The 19925-nt window shown below is 31.3% G+C and carries 13 protein-coding genes and 2 tRNA genes; 7 read left to right on the top strand and 8 right to left on the bottom strand.

Features of this window, described 5'->3' with window-relative positions; all coding sequences use genetic code 11:
• The first annotated feature begins 62 nt into the window (after positions 1 to 62).
• Complete coding sequence (locus EYW44_RS06400; protein WP_132722850.1) at positions 63 to 260, top strand: helix-turn-helix domain-containing protein; 198 nt, start codon at positions 63 to 65, stop codon at positions 258 to 260.
• A gap of 96 nt (positions 261 to 356) precedes the next feature.
• On the opposite strand, the gene EYW44_RS06395 is transcribed toward EYW44_RS06400, so the two are convergent.
• Both EYW44_RS06395 and EYW44_RS06390 read right to left on the bottom strand, forming a co-directional pair.
• A tRNA-Asn gene (locus EYW44_RS06395) sits at positions 357 to 430 on the bottom strand.
• A gap of 266 nt (positions 431 to 696) precedes the next feature.
• Positions 697 to 770: transfer RNA gene (locus EYW44_RS06390), tRNA-Asn, on the bottom strand.
• 364 nt (positions 771 to 1134) lie between these two features.
• Here EYW44_RS06390 and EYW44_RS06385 point away from each other — a divergent pair.
• From EYW44_RS06385 to EYW44_RS06375, 3 genes are all read left to right on the top strand, one after another.
• Positions 1135 to 3861, top strand: coding sequence for a 2-oxoglutarate dehydrogenase E1 component (locus tag EYW44_RS06385; RefSeq protein WP_132722849.1), 2727 nt, complete (start codon positions 1135 to 1137; stop codon positions 3859 to 3861).
• A 44-nt stretch (positions 3862 to 3905) separates the two neighbouring features.
• Positions 3906 to 5114: a 2-oxoglutarate dehydrogenase complex dihydrolipoyllysine-residue succinyltransferase gene (gene odhB / locus EYW44_RS06380; protein ID WP_132722838.1), complete on the top strand. Its 1209-nt coding sequence runs from the start codon at positions 3906 to 3908 to the stop codon at positions 5112 to 5114.
• A 194-nt stretch (positions 5115 to 5308) separates the two neighbouring features.
• Positions 5309 to 5680, top strand: a complete 372-nt coding sequence (locus EYW44_RS06375) for a VOC family protein (RefSeq protein WP_132722837.1) — start codon at positions 5309 to 5311, stop codon at positions 5678 to 5680.
• On the opposite strand, the gene EYW44_RS06370 is transcribed toward EYW44_RS06375, so the two are convergent.
• The 6 genes from EYW44_RS06370 to EYW44_RS06345 all read right to left on the bottom strand — a co-directional run bounded on the left by EYW44_RS06370 (position 5677) and on the right by EYW44_RS06345 (position 15743).
• Entirely contained in the window at positions 5677 to 6117 is a 441-nt protein-coding gene (locus EYW44_RS06370) for a hypothetical protein (protein WP_132722836.1), read from the bottom strand. The genes EYW44_RS06375 and EYW44_RS06370 overlap by 4 nt on opposite strands.
• A gap of 169 nt (positions 6118 to 6286) precedes the next feature.
• The gene (locus tag EYW44_RS06365) at positions 6287 to 9652 is read right to left on the bottom strand and encodes a starch-binding protein (RefSeq protein ID WP_132722835.1); all 3366 of its coding nucleotides are present in this window, start codon (positions 9650 to 9652) and stop codon (positions 6287 to 6289) included.
• Between the two features lie 129 nt (positions 9653 to 9781).
• Entirely contained in the window at positions 9782 to 13264 is a 3483-nt protein-coding gene (locus tag EYW44_RS06360) for a starch-binding protein (protein WP_132722834.1), read from the bottom strand.
• A 295-nt stretch (positions 13265 to 13559) separates the two neighbouring features.
• Positions 13560 to 14273 carry a DUF547 domain-containing protein gene (locus EYW44_RS06355; RefSeq protein ID WP_132722833.1) on the bottom strand — a complete coding sequence of 238 codons (714 nt, stop codon included), beginning with the start codon at positions 14271 to 14273 and terminating at the stop codon, positions 13560 to 13562.
• Positions 14274 to 14394: 121 nt separating this feature from the next.
• Positions 14395 to 14856 (bottom strand): hypothetical protein, encoded by a 462-nt coding sequence (locus EYW44_RS06350; RefSeq protein ID WP_132722832.1) that lies wholly within the window; start codon positions 14854 to 14856, stop codon positions 14395 to 14397.
• The gene (locus EYW44_RS06345; protein ID WP_132722831.1) at positions 14853 to 15743 is read right to left on the bottom strand and encodes a hypothetical protein; all 891 of its coding nucleotides are present in this window, start codon (positions 15741 to 15743) and stop codon (positions 14853 to 14855) included. The genes EYW44_RS06350 and EYW44_RS06345 overlap by 4 nt, the downstream gene beginning before the upstream one ends.
• Before the next feature lie 129 nt (positions 15744 to 15872).
• On the opposite strand from EYW44_RS06345, the gene EYW44_RS06340 reads away from it, so the two are divergent.
• From EYW44_RS06340 to EYW44_RS06330, 3 genes are all read left to right on the top strand, one after another.
• Entirely contained in the window at positions 15873 to 16721 is an 849-nt protein-coding gene (locus tag EYW44_RS06340) for a DUF4349 domain-containing protein (protein ID WP_132722830.1), read from the top strand.
• Between the two features lie 89 nt (positions 16722 to 16810).
• Positions 16811 to 19315, top strand: a complete 2505-nt coding sequence (locus EYW44_RS06335; protein WP_132722829.1) for a trypsin-like peptidase domain-containing protein — start codon at positions 16811 to 16813, stop codon at positions 19313 to 19315.
• 149 nt (positions 19316 to 19464) lie between these two features.
• Positions 19465 to 19923, top strand: coding sequence for a T9SS type A sorting domain-containing protein (locus tag EYW44_RS06330; RefSeq protein ID WP_207893756.1), 459 nt, complete (start codon positions 19465 to 19467; stop codon positions 19921 to 19923).
• The last annotated feature ends 2 nt before the right edge of the window (positions 19924 to 19925 follow it).

Below are 19925 nucleotides of genomic sequence, written 5' to 3'. Positions count from 1 at the left end.
GAATCTTTTAATGCTAAAATAAAAGCGTTTAGAGCTCAATTTAGAGGAGTGAGAAATGTAGAATTCTTTCTATACAGATTAACACAAATTTTTGCTTAACCACAACTTTTAGGAATGATCCCTTATTACTAAACCCTAATTTTTCAATTTCTGAAACAGCTTATAAGTTAGGTTTCGAATACCCACAATACTTTACTCGATTATTTAAAAAGAAAGTTGGTGTAAGTCCGAAAGCATACATAAAAACTCAATTGAATTAATACTATCTTATTTTTTCAGACCACAAAATAGAAGTAACAGTATAAACATCATACATTTAAACATAAAAAAACATCGCTATTGCGATGTTTTTTCTGCTCCTCCTCTTGGGCTCGAACCAAGGACCCTCTGATTAACAGTCAGATGCTCTAACCAACTGAGCTAAGGAGGAATTTGCGACACAAATTTTGTGTTTAGCGAATGCAAATATAACACGGTTTTTTTATTCTGCAAGCTTTTTAACCTCTTCTTTACACTATTTTTCAAAAAAAAATTACAAAATGTGAATTTATCTAAATATTAGAACAGGTTAGTTTTTGAATTTAAACAAGTTAAGATTGATATTAAAAAACTACTAACTGAAAAATATTTTAACTAAAGAAATTAGAAAGGTTTATAAAAACAAAAAACATCGCTATTTGCGATGTTTCTTTTTTGCTCCCCCTCTTGGGCTCGAACCAAGGACCCTCTGATTAACAGTCAGATGCTCTAACCAACTGAGCTAAGGAGGAGTTTGCGACACAAAATTTGTGTTTTGCGAGTGCAAATATAACACCTTTTTTTTATTCCACAAGTATTTTTTTATTTTTTATTTCAATAATTATATAAAACCTCTTTCACAAAACGAAATAACAACTCAAAATCAAAGAGATACACACCTTCAAAAAAACATACTTTTATTCATTTTTTTATTGATTAGTAAAAAATCTATCTAAAATCTCTTTTAGACTTATTTTCTCATTTAAACAGAAAAATGTTTAGATTTTTAAATTTTTCATCAAAATTGATTTAATTTTTAAAATAAAGAATAGTATTCTACTAAAAATTGTACTTTTGTCTTGTAATACTTATTTACAGAAAAGTACAATTGTATATATGGACAAGTTTTCGTTCTTAAACGCAGCACATGCAGGCTTTATAGGAGAGTTATATGAACAATACCTAAGAAACCCTGATGCAGTAGAACCAAGTTGGAGAAGTTTTTTTCAAGGATATGACCTTGCTAATGAGAATTACTCATTAACAGACGAGGAGGAAATTGAAATTCCTGAAGAAGTTCGTAAAGAATTTTTAGTAATCGATCTAATTAATGGATATCGAACTAGAGGTCATTTATTCACTAAAACAAATCCGGTTAGGGATCGTAGAAAATACACACCTACTCTAGAGTTAGAAAATTTCGGGCTTACTTCTGAAGATTTAACTACAGTATTCAATGCTGGTCAAATTTTAGGTATTGGTCCAAAATCTTTAGCTGACATTATCAAACACTTAAAAGCTATTTATTGTGATAGTATTGGTGTTGAATATATGTACTTGAGAAACCCTGAAGAGATTAAATGGTGGCAAGACAGATTAAATAAAAATGATAATCATCCAAGTTACAGCTTAGATGAAAAGAAATACATTCTTTCTAAATTAAACCAAGCTTCAACTTTTGAAAGTTTTTTACAAACAAAATATGTTGGTCAAAAACGTTTCTCGGTAGAAGGTGGTGAAACTTTAATTCCGGGTATCAGTGTTGCATTAAGAGATGCTGCAGAAATATATGGTGTTAAAGAATGTGTTTTAGGAATGGCTCACCGTGGTCGTTTAAACACATTGGTAAATATCTTTAAAAAACCTGTTAGAGATTTATTTAGCGAGTTTGAAGGTAAAGATTTTGAAGATGAATCTATTGATGGTGATGTAAAATATCACTTAGGTTTAACTTTAAGTAAAGAATACCGTGGTGGTCAGGAAATGAAAATGAACTTAGTACCTAACCCTTCTCACTTAGAAACAGTAGATGCTGTTGCTGAAGGTATTGTTAGAGCTAAAGTTGATTTAGATTATGATGGTGACAATAGCAAAATCCTTCCAATATTAGTGCATGGTGATGCTGCCATTGCTGGGCAAGGTATTGTATATGAAGTTGTGCAAATGGCACAATTAAACGGTTATAAAACAGGAGGAACTATTCATGTGGTGGTTAACAACCAAGTTGGTTTTACTACAAATTATTTAGACGCTCGTTCTAGTACATATTGTACAGATGTTGCTAAAGTAACTTTATCACCCGTTTTACATGTAAATGCTGATGATGTTGAGGCTGTATGTCATGCAATGCAAATTGCTGTTGAATACAGAGCTAAGTTTAAAAAAGATGTATTTATTGATTTATTAGGATATCGTAAATATGGACATAATGAAGGGGATGAACCAACGTATACTCAACCTAAATTATATCAGCTAATTAAGAAGCATAAAAATGCTAAAAAGATATATGTAGAGAAGTTATTAGAAAATGGATCTATAACTCAAGAGTATGTAAATCAAATTACAGAGGAATTTAAGTCTCATCTTGAGGTTGAATTCGCTGAATCTAAGAAAAAAACTACATCTCAAATTCAGGATTTTATGCCTGATGTATGGAATGGTTTTGTTAGAAAGCAACTAGAAGACATGTTACTTCCTGTTGACACGACTTATTCAATAGATGCATTAAAAGATATTGCTAAAGTTATTTCTTCAACTCCTGAAGGACACAAATTTCTTCGAAAAGCAGAGAAAAACATTCTGAAAAAGCGTTTCAGTATGGTTTTTGAAGACAACAAATTAGATTGGGGTACTGCCGAAAACCTTGCTTACGGAACTTTGCTAGAAGAAGGATATGATATTCGTATTTCTGGGGAAGATGTTGAAAGAGGAACATTCTCTCATCGTCATGCTATTTTAAGAGATGAAAATACTCTAGAAAGAGTTAACTTACTAAATACGAATCCAAAAAATAAAGGAAACTTTACCATTTATAATTCGCACTTATCAGAATACGGTGTATTAGGTTTTGACTATGGTTATGCTATGGCTGCACCTAACACATTAACTATATGGGAAGCTCAGTTTGGAGACTTTGCCAACGGTGCGCAAATAATGTTCGATCAATACATTTCTTCTGCTGAAGACAAGTGGAAATTACAAAACGGACTAGTAATGTTATTGCCTCATGGATATGAAGGTCAAGGACCTGAACATTCATCTGCAAGAATAGAACGTTTCTTACAATCGTCTGCTATTGATAACTGGACTATTGCAAATTGTTCTACTCCAGCTAACATATACCATATTTTACGTCGTCAAATGAAACGTGAATTCAGAAAGCCTTTAATTGTTTTCACTCCAAAGAGTTTATTACGTTTACCAGCAGCGGTTAGTTCTATTGAAGAATTAGCTGAAGGAACTTTCCAAGAAGTTATAGACGATACTATTGAAACTTCTAAAGTTAAAAAGATGGTATTCTGTACTGGTAAATTCTATTACGATTTACTAGCTGAACGTAACAAGTTAGAAAGAGATGATGTTGCTTTAATTAGAATTGAGCAATTATTTCCATTACACAACGATAAAATCAAAGAGGTGATGGATAAATACCCTAATGTTGAACGTTATGTTTGGGCACAAGAAGAACCTAAAAACATGGGATCTTGGGGGTATATGTTAGAGCGTTTTGAATTGGCTAGATTAGAATGTGCATCTGAAGCTTATAGAGCAGCTCCTGCAGCAGGTTCTAAAAAGCGTTCAGAAGAACGTCATCAAGCAATTATAAATAAAGTTTTCGATTAAAATTAGAATAAAAATAAATTTCAGATATATAAAATTTAATACTGATGGTTTTAGAAATGAAAGTTCCTTCTCCGGGGGAATCAATTACAGAGGTAGAAATAGCAACTTGGTTAGTTGAAGATGGAGATTATGTTGAAAAAGACCAGCCAATTGCAGAAGTAGATTCTGATAAAGCTACATTAGAGTTACCAGCCGAAGAAAGTGGAATTATTACTTTAAAAGCCGAGGAAGGTGATGCAGTAGCTGTTGGTGCTGTAGTATGTCATATTGATATGAGTGCTGCTAAACCAGAAGAAGGAGCTGAGAAAAAAGAAGCTCCGAAAGTAGAAGAGAAAAAAGAAGAAGCTCCACAAGCAACTCCAGCTAAAGAAACATATGCAACTGGTGCTGCATCTCCTGCAGCTAAGAAAATTTTAGCTGAAAAAGGAATTAGTGCAGCTAGCATAAAAGGAACTGGAAAAGACGGAAGAGTTACTAAAGAAGATGCTGTTAAAGCTGTTCCTTCAATGGGAACTCCTGGTATGGGATCTCGTGGTACTTCACGTAAAAAACTTTCTATGTTACGTAGAAAAGTTGCAGAGCGTTTAGTATCTGTTAAAAACGATACTGCAATGTTAACTACTTTTAATGAAGTTAACATGCAACCTATTTTTGATTTACGTAAGCAATTCAAAGAAGATTTTAAAGCTAAACACGGAGTAGGTTTAGGATTTATGAGTTTCTTTACAAAAGCTGTTACTAGAGCTTTACAAATGTATCCAGCTGTAAACTCTATGATTGATGGTAAGGAAATGGTTTCTTTTGATTTCCAAGATATTTCAATTGCAGTTTCTGGACCAAAAGGATTAATGGTACCTGTTATTCGTAATGCAGAAAACTTAACTTTTAGAGGAGTTGAAAGCGAAGTAAAGCGTTTAGCTATTAGAGCTCGTGAAGGACAAATTACTGTTGATGAAATGACTGGTGGTACATTTACTATTACAAATGGTGGTGTATTTGGTTCAATGTTATCTACTCCAATTATCAACCCTCCACAAAGTGCTATTTTAGGAATGCACAACATTGTGAATCGTCCTATGGCTGTTAACGGAGAAGTTGTTATTCAACCAATCATGTATGTTGCATTATCATACGATCACAGAATTATTGATGGTAAAGAATCTGTAGGTTTCTTAGTTGCTGTTAAAGAAGCTTTAGAAAATCCTGTAGAATTATTAATGGATAACAATCCTACCAAAGCATTAGAAATGTAATCTTCATCTATAAAGAATATTATAAATTTAAAAAATCCTGTATTTTGAAATACAGGATTTTTTTATGGTCTTACATTTTAAGTTCTCATTAAACACTTCTCTCTCAAAAAACCAACAAACTAATTTAAAGTATTTTAAAAGCGTCTTATTAAAACTTTAGTATCTTTATAAAACAACCAAAATTATACATACCTATGAAATTAGGCACTTTTTCTATTAGTTTAGCTGTTAAAGACATTAAAAAATCAAAAGACTTCTATGAAACCTTAGGTTTTTCAGTTTTTGCTGGTGATGTAGAACGAAATTACCTCATCATGAAAAATAAAAACTCATTAATTGGATTATTTCAAGGAATGTTTGATAATAACATTTTAACTTTTAATCCTGGATGGGATGAAAATGCAAATACTTTAGATGATTTTGACGACATAAGAAAAATTCAGCAACACTTAAAAGACAACAACTTCCAATTAACTAAAGAAACTGGAGATAGTGAATCTGGTCCGGCAAGTATTACTTTCTTTGATCCTGATGGAAATATGATCTTGATAGATCAACATATTTAAATTTCAAATTCTACAGTTACTATATCATCTATAGCGCAATTACAAAGTAACTCTTCATTCTCTGTACTAGCTTTAAAAGAAAGTACTTCTAAAAAACAATCATTGATATCTGTTTGCAAATCAGATATTAAAACTTTAAACAAATCTTCTCCATCATACTGAAAAACAACAACATCTGTATTTATAACTTGACTTTCTATTACTAATTCACCTTTAAATTCTTTAATAGAAAATTCTAAGTTTGTTATGCTATTTTCTCCTGAAAGAATTTTCAATAATGATTTATCAAATTCTTGAAGTGTTAATTGATTAACTCCACTACTCGATATAATTTTAAATTTTGCAGGAAAATTGTTTTCTACATCTCCGCAATCTCCTGTACTACAATTAGTACATAAAACAGTTATGATGATCATTAAAATCTTTAATAACTTCATTTTTTTATTTTCATTATACAACCAAGATAAAGAATAAGTTGTAATTAATCTTTCACGATTTTTAAAAACTTTTTTCTTTGTCTCATAGACATAACAAAAAAACACGCCCAAAACTATAAGATAATAGTTATTAGGCGTGATAAATACAGATTATGATCTATTTAGTAAATTACTTTTTAATTAGTTTTTTAATAGTTGATTCACCATTAATAGATATTTTACAGAAATAAATTCCGCTTGCCAATTGCCTTTCGGCAGCATTCAATTTAAACTGATAACTACCTACACCAATATTCTTATCAACTATGGTTTGTGATGAACCATACACTGAAATTAACTCTATTTTTAAATCACTTGCATCTATAGAATTACTGATTCTAACTACAGAGTTTTCATTAATAGCATTTGGATAAATAGAAATAGAATCGAATACCTTCTTTAACTCTAAATTTGAGTTTCTAAATTGTAAATTATCAGGATTACTATCATACCAAGTTCCGTTATAATACCAGCCATTAGAACATCTATTTAAATCTGGTGTTTGTGAATTTCCTTTGTTGCTAAAGATTACATTAGAACATTCAGTATTTGTAAACGTATATGAATACCATCCATTACCTGCATCTGTCATTTGCTCACCTGGCCATGATGTAGTTACTCCTGATGGAGTAGCTTCCCAAAAATAAATCTCTGGATCATTAAATGAATCTGACTTAAAATAAACCGTTAAATTTTGTCCTGTTTGATCATCATCAGGATTATTATCATACCATGTTCCATTAAAATACCAACCATCTCCACAACGTTGTAAATCAGCTGTTTGATTTGCTCCATTATCACTAAAAATTAAATTGGTACAGTCAACATCATCTAAAGTATAAGAAAACCATCCGTTGTCAATAGCAGTCATACCTTCTCCTGGCCATGAAGTAGTTAAACTACCCGGACTCGTATTCCAAAAATACAAACTTGGATTGTTAAGGTTCCCTTTATAATAAATGGTGATTCCATCTGATGGTTCTACAAAAGAATAAGTCTCAGAAATAAGATTAGATCCTAAACCTTCAGAATCATAAGCAATAGCATTAACAGTTGTATTTGAATTTATAGATAATGAACCGTTATATACCATTGATGTAGCTGAAGGTGTTGTACCGTCTAACGTATATCTAATTGTAGGATTTGCATCACTATCATCTGTTGCAGATAGTGTTACTAATACTGTTTCTCCAACGGTGTACTCACCTCCTACAGGAGTGACTGTTAGTTCAGGCGCCTGATTACCAACAACACATGGGGCTGGCATTTGACTATCTAAAAACAAATCTTCTGATTGTCCTCCACACTGACTGATAATATAATTAGTACTAAGTATTCCTGGCAATTCATATTGATACCAACCATCACATCCTCCGCCAACTGGTATCATTTCTACACCAGGCCATGCTACATCTGTCAATACATTAGGTTCTTCTTCCCAATAATATAAACGAGGGGTTTCTGAACATTCTGTATAAGCATAAACGGTAAACCCATCAATTACACCAATAGAATATTTTCTAGTAACTACTGAAGATAATTCTCCGTTTGCATTTTGAGCTACTATCTGTACATCTACAGTTTCTGTAAAAGTTACATCATTGGTAAACACAGTCCAAGCACTTAAATTATCTGTGCTCATATTTAAATCAGTAGTATAATAAATTGTTGGATTAGGATCATCTTTATCGGTAGCAGAAGCTGTCATTATAATTGCTGATGGATCATAACTACTTTCTGGATCTACTACTAATGTAGGACGATTTGTAGGATTTGTTTCTTCTATTAATATCACACCATTACTATGTGCATTAAAAGTAACTGTACCATTACTTACGGTTGCAACCGATTCAGTATAAAAATCACGTAACTCAGTACCATTTGGAAATACGGAAGCAACATTCACTGAAGTATTTCCAGAAGCCCCTACTACAACCACAACATTATCATTTTCTAATGTTCTAGAAAACGTATATGGACTGCTCGATAATTGTTGATGTTTTCCTCCACCTACTGCTAGGTGATTTCTTCTAAACTGACCTAATCTTTGCCAGTGACTTTGAATATTGGTATTGATATTATTCCAGTTCATGTAAGATCTAGTTCCTTGATGTGGATCTCCACCTAATGGTCCTTCTGGTCTTCCTGTTTCATCTCCATAAAATATTTGAACAGATCCTGGTACTAGTAATAAACTTGTTCCTGCATTAATTAAATTACCTCTATCAAATAACGATGTATCATGTGAAGAAATATAGCTCAATGCATTCCAATCTAAAGCATTATTGATGGTATTTGCATAATTAGAATATACATTTTCTAAATTTCCGATATTACCAGCCTGTCCTTGAAAATCGAAATTAATCAATCCATCATAACCATTATCTATATGATATTGAGATCTTCCATAACCATAACCAAAATTTTCACCTACCATCCAAAACGGTAAGTCGTCTAGTTTTTTAGTTGGATTATTATTTTTCCAATCTTGTAAAGCTATTAACGCTTCTTGCTTTAATATTCTCCACGATTCACCTTCTACATGCTTCTCTGTATCTACTCTAAAACCATCAATTCCAAATTCTCTTACCCAATCTGTTAACCACTTAACAAAATGATTTCTTACGGTTCTTTGATATCCTGTTCTATTAAAAAAGGCATTAAGCTCAGCTTCTTCTTGAGCCAATTTACTTGATGACCATTTGTTTCGTAAAATTGGAGGTAATCCTACTTGATTAGATGACTCAGTAATGATATCAGGTAAACCTGCCAAAGTTTGTGTCAGCTCATCACCTCCAGGAGAAGGATACCCAGATAATCCTGCACGAATCCAATCTCCAGACCACCAATTACTCCAATTATTACAGTTTGAATAATCAATAAATAAATCATGAATACTTGCCCAGTTTTGTCCGTTGGTAGGTCTCCATCCTTTCCAACTATCATTTACACAACCAAAGTTATACTCTTGCATATCATGCAATGTGTTATACCCCACATGATTCATTACCACATCCATTACCAAACGAATTCCATGATCATGGGCTGCATCTACAAAAGCTCTAAATTCATCTTCAGTTCCAAAATTTGCATCCATTTCAGTCCAATCCAATCCATAATATCCATGGTAAGCATAATGCCTAAACTCTCCATTTGAACCACCAGATACCCATCCATGAATTTGTTCATAAGGAGCCGAAAACCAAATAGCATTTACCCCTAAATCATCAAAATATCCTTCTTTTATTTTATTGGTTAATCCTACAAAGTCTCCACCATGAAAACTTCCTACTTGATCAAAACCATAATCATTTCCGTTACCATCTTTACCTCTTCCATATGATTGATCATTACTTGTTTTTCCATTTTCAAAACGATCTTGTATTACAAAATACACAGTGGCATTGTCCCATGTAAAAGGTTTGTCTCGATTTTCATTTTGTCCTATTACCAAAAGTGTAAATAGTAATAAAACAGTTGTTAATATTTTTTTCATTGGTTTAAATTCTTGATTCAAAAAATTAAAATGTAGTCACCCACAGTTTAATCGCAGAGCGATAACTAAAAAACAAATCGTTATATGTTTTAAAAGTTTATTTTAGGGTGACTCGTAAATGTTAATGTGTTATTTTTTAATCAACTTTTTAATAGTTGACTCGCCATTAATAGATATTTTACAGAAATAAATTCCGCTTGCCAATTGTTTTTGAGAAGCATTTATTTTAAACTGATAATTACCTACACCAATATTCTTGTTTACAATTGTTTGAGAAGAACCGTAAACAGATATTAACTCTATTTTTAAATCACTTGCATCTATAGAATTACTAATTCTCACTACAGAATTGTCATTAATTGCATTTGGATAAATAGATATTGAATCAAATACTTTTTGTATTTCAAAAGATGCATTCCTTGCTTGAAGTGTATCTGGATTATCATTATACCATACTCCGTTATAATACCAACCATTCGAACATCTATTTAAATCTGGAGTTTGAGAATTCCCATTATTACTAAAGATTAAATTAGAACAATCTGTATTTGATAAAGTATAAGAATACCAACCATTCCCAACAGCTGTCATACTTTCACCCGGCCAAGAAGTTGTAACTCCAGATGGAGTAGCTGCCCAAAAATAAACTTCAGGATTACTAAATGAATCAGACTTAAAATAAACTGTTAAATCTTCATCTCCTGTTTGATCTCCTCCACTATTGTTATCTGGGTTACTATCATACCAAGTTCCATTTAAATACCAACCAGTTCCGCAACGTTGTAAATCATCTGTTTGATTACTTCCATTGTTACTGAAAATTAAATTTGTACAATTTACTCCGTTAAGTGTAAATGAATACCAATCATTACCAATAGCCGTCATGTTTTCTCCTGGCCAAGCAGTAGTTAAAGTTCCTGGACTTGTACTCCAAAAATAAATATTAGGATTGTTGATTCCTCCTTTATAATAAATTGTCATTGAATCAGAAGTATCTCCTCCTCCTAAAAAAGAAAAATCATTACTAATTATTGCTGACGATACATTTTGATTATCATAAGCAATTGCTTGTACAGTAGTTGCTGAAGAAATCGATATAGTTGAAGTATATAAAGTAGATGATTTTGATGGAGTACTTCCATCTAAAGTATAATAAATCTCTAATCCTTGAGGATTATCATCTGTTGCATTTAATGATACTGAAACTGTTTGTCCTGAAGTAAAAGAACCTCCATTTGGAGTCATTGTTAAAGATGGTGCTTGATTATCACTACCTCCTCCTCTAGGATCTGTATCAAACCATGTATTATTTTCATACCAGCCATCTCTATCTCTAGATAAATCATCAGTTTTAGCATTTCCATTATCATTAAATAATAAATTAGTACTTGTTACTCCATCAAAAATATATTCATACCAATCAGAATTCCCAATTCTACTCATTTGTGGTCCAGGCCAATTACTTACTGGCAACACATCTGGCGATTCGTTCCAATAATGTACATTTACTTGCGACCAATTCGCTGGTTTTTTAAAATATACATGTAAACCTTCAATTGGTCCTATTTGATATGATTTAGTAACCACATCTGAAGCCTCTCCGTTACTATCATAAGCAATTGCTTTAATTACAGTAGAGTCTGTTATAGTAAAAGATCCATTGTACCTATTACTTGATCTATTTGGATTAGAATTATTTGTAGTGTAAAAAATCTCTGAATTTCCTGAACCTCCAAAAGCATTCATAGTTACTAAAATTGGATTCTCAGATCTTGTGTTTTCAGGATTAATTTGAACCACAGGCTTACTTGGCCCGTTTACACAATTTTCAAAGAAACCTCCTCCACAAGGTCCTATTAAACCAGGTCCATTTAACACATAAATACCTGCCGAACCAGAGGTTACAGTAAAGTTAATTCGACCTCCTTGTACAAAAGCCTCTCTTCCTGTTACTGCATCTCGGTATATCCCATCTCTAACTCCTGAAATAGAAAAACTAGCACTACCATCTTTTGCCAATCCTACAACTACTTCACTATTTCCGTGAACTCTTTTATAAGAAACTGCATTTCCTGGAGCTTCTTTCCATTCCCAACTTCCTTTTTGTAAAGCAGGTACAGCTCTACGCATTGCATTCAGCTTTTTAAAATGTTGATACATTTTATGATTAGGGGCTTGATCCATTACATTTCCATAGTAAGCTCTACCAGTTTCATCTATAGATTTTTGAATTCCAGAAGCATCATGAATATCATTAAATACTCCTGCCTGAAAACGCATTTCTGTTCCATAATATACCGTTGGAATTCCTCTCCAAGTAAACATAAAATTCATACAAGCTGCTAAGTTTTCATCACTTCCTCCATAACGACGATTCCAATCATTATTAGGACCAAAATCATGATTATCTAACCAAGTTACTAATGTAGATGGATCGCTATATAAATGATCATAACGAGCTGCAGCTTTTACTGTTGGAAAAGATTGTCCTTCTTCAAATGTTCCATGAAAAGTTGCTTCCCCGAAAAAGTCGATTACTGCTAAATCTAATGGTTGCGAATTGTTAACAGCACCTCTCCATGTATAATAATGAGGATTTGTTTCTTCTACAGGATGTAGTTCGTGGCGCTTTTGAGCTACTTCTCCAAAAATGAATAAATCAGGATTTATAGCTTTGAATTCATCAAAAAAGTAGATAATATCTTCTCTACTCATATGCTTTACCGTATCCCAACGAAAAGCATCTACACCCATTTCTATATATCTTTTGTAAGCATTTACTAAATAATCTCTTACTTTTTGGCTACTTGTGTTCAAATCTGGTGTATCACCTGCCAAAGCTCTATTTTGAAGATTTTCTACATCATCAAATCCTTGAGCAAAACCATTTCCTGAGTGATGATACCATTCTGGATCTGAAGTATCAACATAACTTTCTTTTCCAGGAAAATTATATGCTGCTAAGTTTTGATTGTAAGGAGCTGGCATTTTTGCCAAGTTCGCTCTACTCCAAATTAATCCGTCATCTGGATTTGGAGTTATCCCATCATATTCCCAATTAGGATTGTCTACTGCTGCCCATGGTTTTGTTGGATCTGTATTGTATTTAATTTCAGCAACATCTTTAATTCCAAAACGACCAGCGTGATTCGTTACTACGTCCAATACAATTTTCATCCCTCTAGCATGAACTTCATTAATTAAGTCTTGAAAAGTGGCACCTGGCGACTCTAGTCTAGGATCAACTTTTGTAAAATCCCATGCGTGATATCCATGATAATCTAACGGACTTCGGTTATGTACTATAGGTGTTATCCATATAGCTGTAAATCCCATATCTTTAATATAATCTAACTTCTGAATTAATCCTTTAAAGTCACCTCTCCATGTAACATCATTGGGATCAGTTATTGTAGGATTTATCGTTGGATCTGGATTGTAAGAAGACCACTCCGTTGGAGCATTGTTGTTTGGATCACCGTCGAAAAAACGGCTAGTTAATAAAAAGTAGATTGTTTCTTCCCGAAAATCTACTTGTGCATTGATAATTTGTGGTAGCAGCATACTGGCTAGCAGTAAAATGCTACTCAATTTTAAGAAAAAAGTTTTCATAAATTCGATTTGTTTGTGATTATTATGAAGGTTTAGTAGTCTGTATTTTTAGTGTTAAAAAAATACATTATCGACAATTTAAAGATTAATTATTACCTAAAATTTAATAAACAAAAACGAAATCGATTTCGTGTTGATAAGAAAATTATGAAACTAATAATTCATAAAAATATTTAACAATTTTTGAAATTTTGTACAACATTTTAACTGATGATAAAGCACAAAAAAAAGAGGCTACCAAATTAACGGCAACCTCTTACAATGGGATAATTTAATCTATCAGGAGAATATTTTTTTACTTTTCATTTAAGTCCCAATTATAATCTAAATATGAAACTGTTGCATTATCATTTACCTTAGTAGTTGAATACTTATTAATGTAATAAACCAAAGTGTTAGTTGATGTAAAATCTTCTTGATACCATTCAAAAACTTTTGATACTGCTACTTGTGTAGATTTTATCTTATTTTTTGTTGGATCGTTAATGAATTCTTTCATTAAGCTTTCTAATTTCTGGTCAACATTTTTTTCTGTAAAAGCATAATTAGGAAATCTTGGTCCAGATACTGATCCAGCATTAATTCCTACATGAATTCTTGGATCATCATGCCATCTTCTTAAGATTTTATGTTCTATGTAATCTAACGAATATGTTTTCTTTCCAACTTTTGCCAATGGAATTTTCCATGCATTTTTTCCTTGACGCTTAATATCTGTAATTTTCTTAAGCGGATAACTATCAATAATTAGTTTAATTGTATAGGCATTATATGCATTCATCCAAAAAGCTTTTGCCTTTTTTGAAGACCATTTTTTTAATGGAATTGTGTTTTCTAACTGATTTAAATAAATATCTAAAACAGCTTTATTTTTACGTAAACCTTTATAATCTAAGGCTCCTTTTTCTGTTACATAAGTTTCTAATAAAGCGTTGAAAACTTCATCTTGAGATTGTGCTTTTAAATTAAAAGCTGACATTAGTACTAAAGCGATAAATAGTTTTTTCATTGTAATATTGTTTTTGTGGAACACTATACCATTTTGGACGTGAGGACTTCATGTTCATTACAACAAAATTTATTTTTTTTGTCTGATCGCCAAAAACAAAACACACACAAAACACTATAAATCAAAATAAAACTTCATTATTTATAAAGTTTTCTCCTTCCAAAATAATTGTATTTATTTTAATTTTCACATCGACAGAATCATATTTCACACCTGATTTTTTCACCAATTCAAACGCTAATTTTAACTTTTTCACAGAATCGTTTAAGGTTATTTCTTCACCTACTTTGTGAATATTTTTCACTAATAAAAAGTCGTGGAATTTATCCTGAAACTTTCTATTTTTTGATATTTTTTCTAGTTGTAATATTACCTCTTTTTTAAACTCAGGATGCTCATTTTTCAACTTCAATAAATCTACATAATTCTGTAATTTCTGTACTGCAATATCTTCATAAGTACGAATTGTGCTTTCTTCCTCTTTAACATCAAATAAAAAAATATCAGCTTCTCTATTTTGAGGACTTTTGTTACTACAAGAAATAAAAAATAATATGGAAAGTATCAACAGTACTTTTTTCATTTTACAATAAATTTTAGTTTAACAATCTTATCTTTTTTCACCCTCTTGTATAAAATTTGTACTTGTTTTAAAGTTTGAGTAGGTGTAGTTACAAACCTTATAAAGTCATCTTTGCTATAAATTTCAACTCCTAAATTATTACCAAACAATTGGTATATTTTAGCATCGTCTGCAATTAGTTTTTCAAGTTCTTTTTTATGTTTTTGCCAATCTTTCACCTTAGCGTTTGTGTAATAATCTAGCATTAACGAATAATCATCTGTAAGGATTGGTATAATTTGATTTACGTTTGAATCAATATTTCTTACAATAGTATCTGTTTTATGGTAAGGAGATTGTACAATAAACTTTATCTGCTTGCTTGCAGACACATATGTAAAACACCCCAAACTGTCTGTTTTAAAATAGACAGGAGATTCGTTTTCTTGTATAATCTTTATATCTAATGGAACCTTAGTAATTGGTTCATTTTTTAAATTATCAACAAAACAAAAATCAAAACGATGCTTTACAGGTTTAAAAAACCAAAATATTGCTAAAAATGGAATTACTAACAAAAAATACCATGCATAGCCTTTTTTGGTAGTCTTTTTAAACTTTGTTTCATGTAAATTCTTAAAAGTATTCCAGTCTTTAACACCTGAATATTTACACAAAAGATTCAACATATCTACCCTCGGTAACTTCTCTGGAGTATTTTTAAAATAAGTGTAAAACCACTTTTCACTAACTTTTGTTTTTAAGGCAGCATATAAATCTTCTTGAAAAGCTATAATCTCATCGCCTTTCCATTTTTCTATAGTATTAGGAGCTGAATTATTTTTTAAAAAAGTAGTTTTCACCTCTTTTTTTAATAATCCAAAATAAAAATTATCCTCCTTTGTCAATTTTTTAAAGTTTTATTTTTCAACTAATTAATTATTGTAAACTATTTTACAAATCATTTACAAACGTTTTACAACTACTTTTCTGAGTAGAAAAATAGGTTTGCTCATAATTCTTAAAAATATAAAATTATGAAAGTAATTCAATTAAAAACCAAAGCAATTCTTTTTTCCTCTTTAATCTTATTTATTAATTGTAGTAACAAAGAGCCTTATCACGAAAGAGTTTCAATGGAAAAAGTAGCTATTGATGAAGGTTTTCAATCTGTAAAAGAAGAAACGAAAGATTTAAGTACTCAAACACCAACCCAAAAACCCAATAATTTAAAAATAATCAAATCTGCCAATGCTAAGTACAAAGTAAAAGATGTAAAAAATGTCACCAATAAAATAAAAAGAATCGTTCATAAAAATGGAGGCTATATATCTGATTTACGATTTGAAAATAATTTATACAAAAAAGAAAATAGATTCACAATTAAAGTACCTGAAGCTAAATTTGATGAATTAATGGATTCTATTGGTAGTTATTCTGAATTTATAGAGTTTGAAAACATTACTACTAAAGATATTACAGAGGAATATGTAGACATTACCTCTCGATTACAAACTAAAGAAGAAGTAAAAGTTAGGTATGAAAACATTTTACGTAGCAAAGCTAAAACTGTTGAAGAAATTTTAAAAACCGAAAGTAAATTACGAATAATTCAAGAGGAAATTGATGCTGCAAAAGGAAAACTAAAATACATGAATCACAAAGTTGCTTTTAGTACTATTCAAATTGATTTATATGAAACTGTTGACTACAAAGAAGAGCCTATTACTTATAAAAAATCATTTACATCAAAACTTAATAATGGATTCTCATTTGGATGGGAACTTATAAAATATGTTATCATTGGATTAATTTACTTATGGCCTGTTTTTCTTATTGTTACGTTTGTTTACGTTTTGTTAAAATTGAAACAAAAAAGAAAATAACACATTAGCATTTTTTTAACATTTGACTTGTGTTTTGTTAACTTAATTAATAATTTCGCAATAATTAATCAATTAAACCCTTTCAAAAAATGAAAAAATCATCTTTTTTCAAGGTGGCTCTTGCTGCCGTATTTTTGTGTTTTGGTACTTCACAAGCACAAAAAGTTAAAATCGGTGACGAGTTCCAAGTCAGCGAGAAAATAAGCACTAAAAGCTTCAAAAATTACAATCTAAGTGATGTTAACGGAAAACAATTAGTGTACAAAAAGGTTTTTGCTAGCGAAAATTCTTTTTATACTAAATTATATTTCGAAAACTTCGATTTAGCTCCTGGAGATTACGTAGAAATTACTGGACTTAACAATGGTGAATCTATTGTTTATGCTGGTAAAGGTAAAATTGTAGATGAAAACTTAACAATGATCAGCGATTTCTGGTCTCAAGTTTTATTTGACGATAAAGTAGAAGTTAAATTTTATTCATCTAGTAACAAATCAGCTAAAACTGGTTTTAAAATTAGTAAAGTTGCTTACGGATACGATAAAGAAACTATCTTAAAAAAATCTGGTACAGCTCCTCAAAAATCAATCTGTTCAGCTGATAACAAAGAGCAAATAGCTTGTTATGAAGGAACTGAAATGTTTGAAAAAGCAAAAGCTGTTTGTAGATTAATTATTGGTGGTAGTTCTAGTTGTACTGGATGGCTATTAGGTAGCGAAGGTCACTTAATGACTAACAATCACTGTATTGGTAATGCTAGTGAAGCTCAAAATACTGACTTCGTATTCAATTATCAAAACACAAACTGTGCTGGTACAAGCGCTGCTTCTTCTGATGTTGTAGCATCTTCTTCTACGTTTATTAAAACGAGTTCTTCTTTAGATTATACTTTAGTTAGATTACCTTCTAACCCAACTGGTACTTACGGATACTTAAGTTTAAGTTCAGCTGCTCCTTCAGCTGGAGATAGAATTTATATTCCTCAGCATCCAGGAGGAAGAAGAAAAGAGATTTCTGTAAATGCTGATGCTGATCCTAGTGGAAGTGGATTCTCTAGAGTTTTTCAAGTTTCTAATGGTAGTGGTCAACAAGTAAGATATTATGCAGATACAGAAGGTGGTAGTTCTGGGTCTCCTGTTTTAGATTACAACTCTCACTTAGTAATCTCTATTCACAATACAGGCGGATGTCCTAATGGTTCTTATGGTAAATCAGACAATTTAATTAGTGCTATTGGAAATGATATGCCAAACAATGGTGTAGACAACAGTGGTGGCGGTGGAAACCCTCCAAATCCAACAAACTGTACTTCTTCAGTAAGTTCTTTCCCATACAGTCAAAGTTTTGAATCAAGTGTAGGATGGACTCAAGCTTCTGGTGATGACGGTGACTGGGTAAGAGATAGCGGAGGAACTCCTTCTTCTGGTACTGGACCAAGTTCTGGTGCAGCAGGTAATTTTTATATGTTCTTAGAAGCTTCAACTAACGGAAGTACTGGACAAATAGGAGCTAACGCAACTGCTGTATTACAAAGTCCTTGTTTTGATTTATCTGGATTATCTTCAGCTACATTTACATTTAGTAACCATATGTATGGTACAAGTGTTGGTTCTTTAGCTTTACAAGCTTCTACTGACGGTGCTACTTGGACTACTTTATGGAGTGATTCTGGTAACAAAGGAAACCAATGGAATGATGAGTCTGTAAACTTAAGTTCTTACTTAGGACAAGACGAAGTAAGATTAAGATTTGTTGGTACAACTGGATCTAGCTGGTCTAGTGATATTGCAATTGATAATATCGCATTAACATCCGGTGGTGGCGGAAACCCTTCTCCTTCATGTGCTGCTATTGATTTTAATGATTTCACAATTACTGGATTCTCAAACCAAGATTCAGCAGGAAACTTCTCTAATACTGCTAGCTCATTAACATTAACAAATAATACTTGGAAGTATATTGCATTAAATTATACTGTAACTGCTAACACAGTAATTGAATTCCAATTTAGTAGTACTTCTCAAGGAGAGATTCACGGTATTGGTTTTGAAGATGATAATACTCTTACTTCTAGTAGATATTTCAAAGTTCATGGTACTCAAAACTATGGTGTAACAAACTATGATAATTATACAAGCGGTACTCAAACTTATACAATTCCTGTAGGTAGTTCATATACTGGTAACATGGATAGATTAGTATTTATTAACGATAATGATGGAGGTTCTGGAAACAACTCTACATTCTCAAATGTTAGAATTTACGAAGGTTCTTGTGAAGGAACTGTAAGCGTATTAGAAATGTTTGATCCTAGAGAAGATGTTCTTGGAAACGAAGATGAAGATATTTTTACTTCTATTCAATTAGCTCCAAACCCAGTTAACAGAGGATTCCAATTAAAAGTAGTTGGTCCAAATAACAGTTTATCTAATACTTCTTACTCAGTTATAAATACTTTAGGTCAAGTATTACAAGCTGGAAAAATTTCAGAAGTAAACAAAGAAATTAACACAAATGTTCTTAACTCTGGTGTATATATCTTAAAATTAGAAAACAAGTTTACTAAAACTAACAAACGATTTATTGTAAAGTAAATTGGTAATAAATTTTAATTCTATAAAAAGTCTTCTAGAAATCTAGAAGGCTTTTTTTTTTACAATTAATTAAAGCTTTTATAAATTTAAGATCAATAAAAAAAAGTAGTTTTGTTTCGTTAAGTTATGATTTAAAAACAAACGTTATGATGAAAAAAACTATTTCTATTCTATTCTTTTTTTCTACACTATTTATTTACTGCCAAAGTGTTATTGGCAATTTTAACACAGGTACAATAGTACAAAACAGTTATATCCATAGTATTGGAGAGATTTATATTGCTTCCGAAAGTAATACAAATAAGATTAGTTCTGGTATTATAAATATAGCCAGTGAAATAAACTTTATAACCTTAAGCATTGATAACATAGATAATCCTGTTAATGCATTAGAAACAAAAATTTTTCCTAATCCTACTAAACGTAGTCTTACTATTTCTATTAATAAAAAAATTAATAGAGTAGAAATTTTAGACCTAAAAGGAAGAAAATTAAAAAGTTATTTTATTAACAATGATAAAATAGATATTTCTGACTTATCTACAGGTTTATACTTCATAAAATTTCCAAACACAAAAATAGCACCCATAAAAATTTTAAAAAATTAATT

This window comes from Tenacibaculum sp. M341 (genome assembly GCF_004337695.1).
Lineage (GTDB): Bacteria > Bacteroidota > Bacteroidia > Flavobacteriales > Flavobacteriaceae > Polaribacter.
This window is presented reverse-complemented; position numbering and strand designations above follow the sequence as displayed.

Coding starts and splice junctions, on each gene's coding strand:
- EYW44_RS06385 (WP_132722849.1), top strand. CDS start 1,135: ATGGACAAGTTTTCGTTCTTAAACGCAGCACATGCAGGCTTTATAGGA.
- odhB (WP_132722838.1), top strand. CDS start 3,906: ATGGTTTTAGAAATGAAAGTTCCTTCTCCGGGGGAATCAATTACAGAG.
- EYW44_RS06375 (WP_132722837.1), top strand. CDS start 5,309: ATGAAATTAGGCACTTTTTCTATTAGTTTAGCTGTTAAAGACATTAAA.
- EYW44_RS06370 (WP_132722836.1), bottom strand. CDS start 6,117: ATGAAGTTATTAAAGATTTTAATGATCATCATAACTGTTTTATGTACT.
- EYW44_RS06365 (WP_132722835.1), bottom strand. CDS start 9,652: ATGAAAAAAATATTAACAACTGTTTTATTACTATTTACACTTTTGGTA.
- EYW44_RS06360 (WP_132722834.1), bottom strand. CDS start 13,264: ATGAAAACTTTTTTCTTAAAATTGAGTAGCATTTTACTGCTAGCCAGT.
- EYW44_RS06355 (WP_132722833.1), bottom strand. CDS start 14,273: ATGAAAAAACTATTTATCGCTTTAGTACTAATGTCAGCTTTTAATTTA.
- EYW44_RS06350 (WP_132722832.1), bottom strand. CDS start 14,856: ATGAAAAAAGTACTGTTGATACTTTCCATATTATTTTTTATTTCTTGT.
- EYW44_RS06340 (WP_132722830.1), top strand. CDS start 15,873: ATGAAAGTAATTCAATTAAAAACCAAAGCAATTCTTTTTTCCTCTTTA.
- EYW44_RS06335 (WP_132722829.1), top strand. CDS start 16,811: ATGAAAAAATCATCTTTTTTCAAGGTGGCTCTTGCTGCCGTATTTTTG.
- EYW44_RS06330 (WP_207893756.1), top strand. CDS start 19,465: ATGAAAAAAACTATTTCTATTCTATTCTTTTTTTCTACACTATTTATT.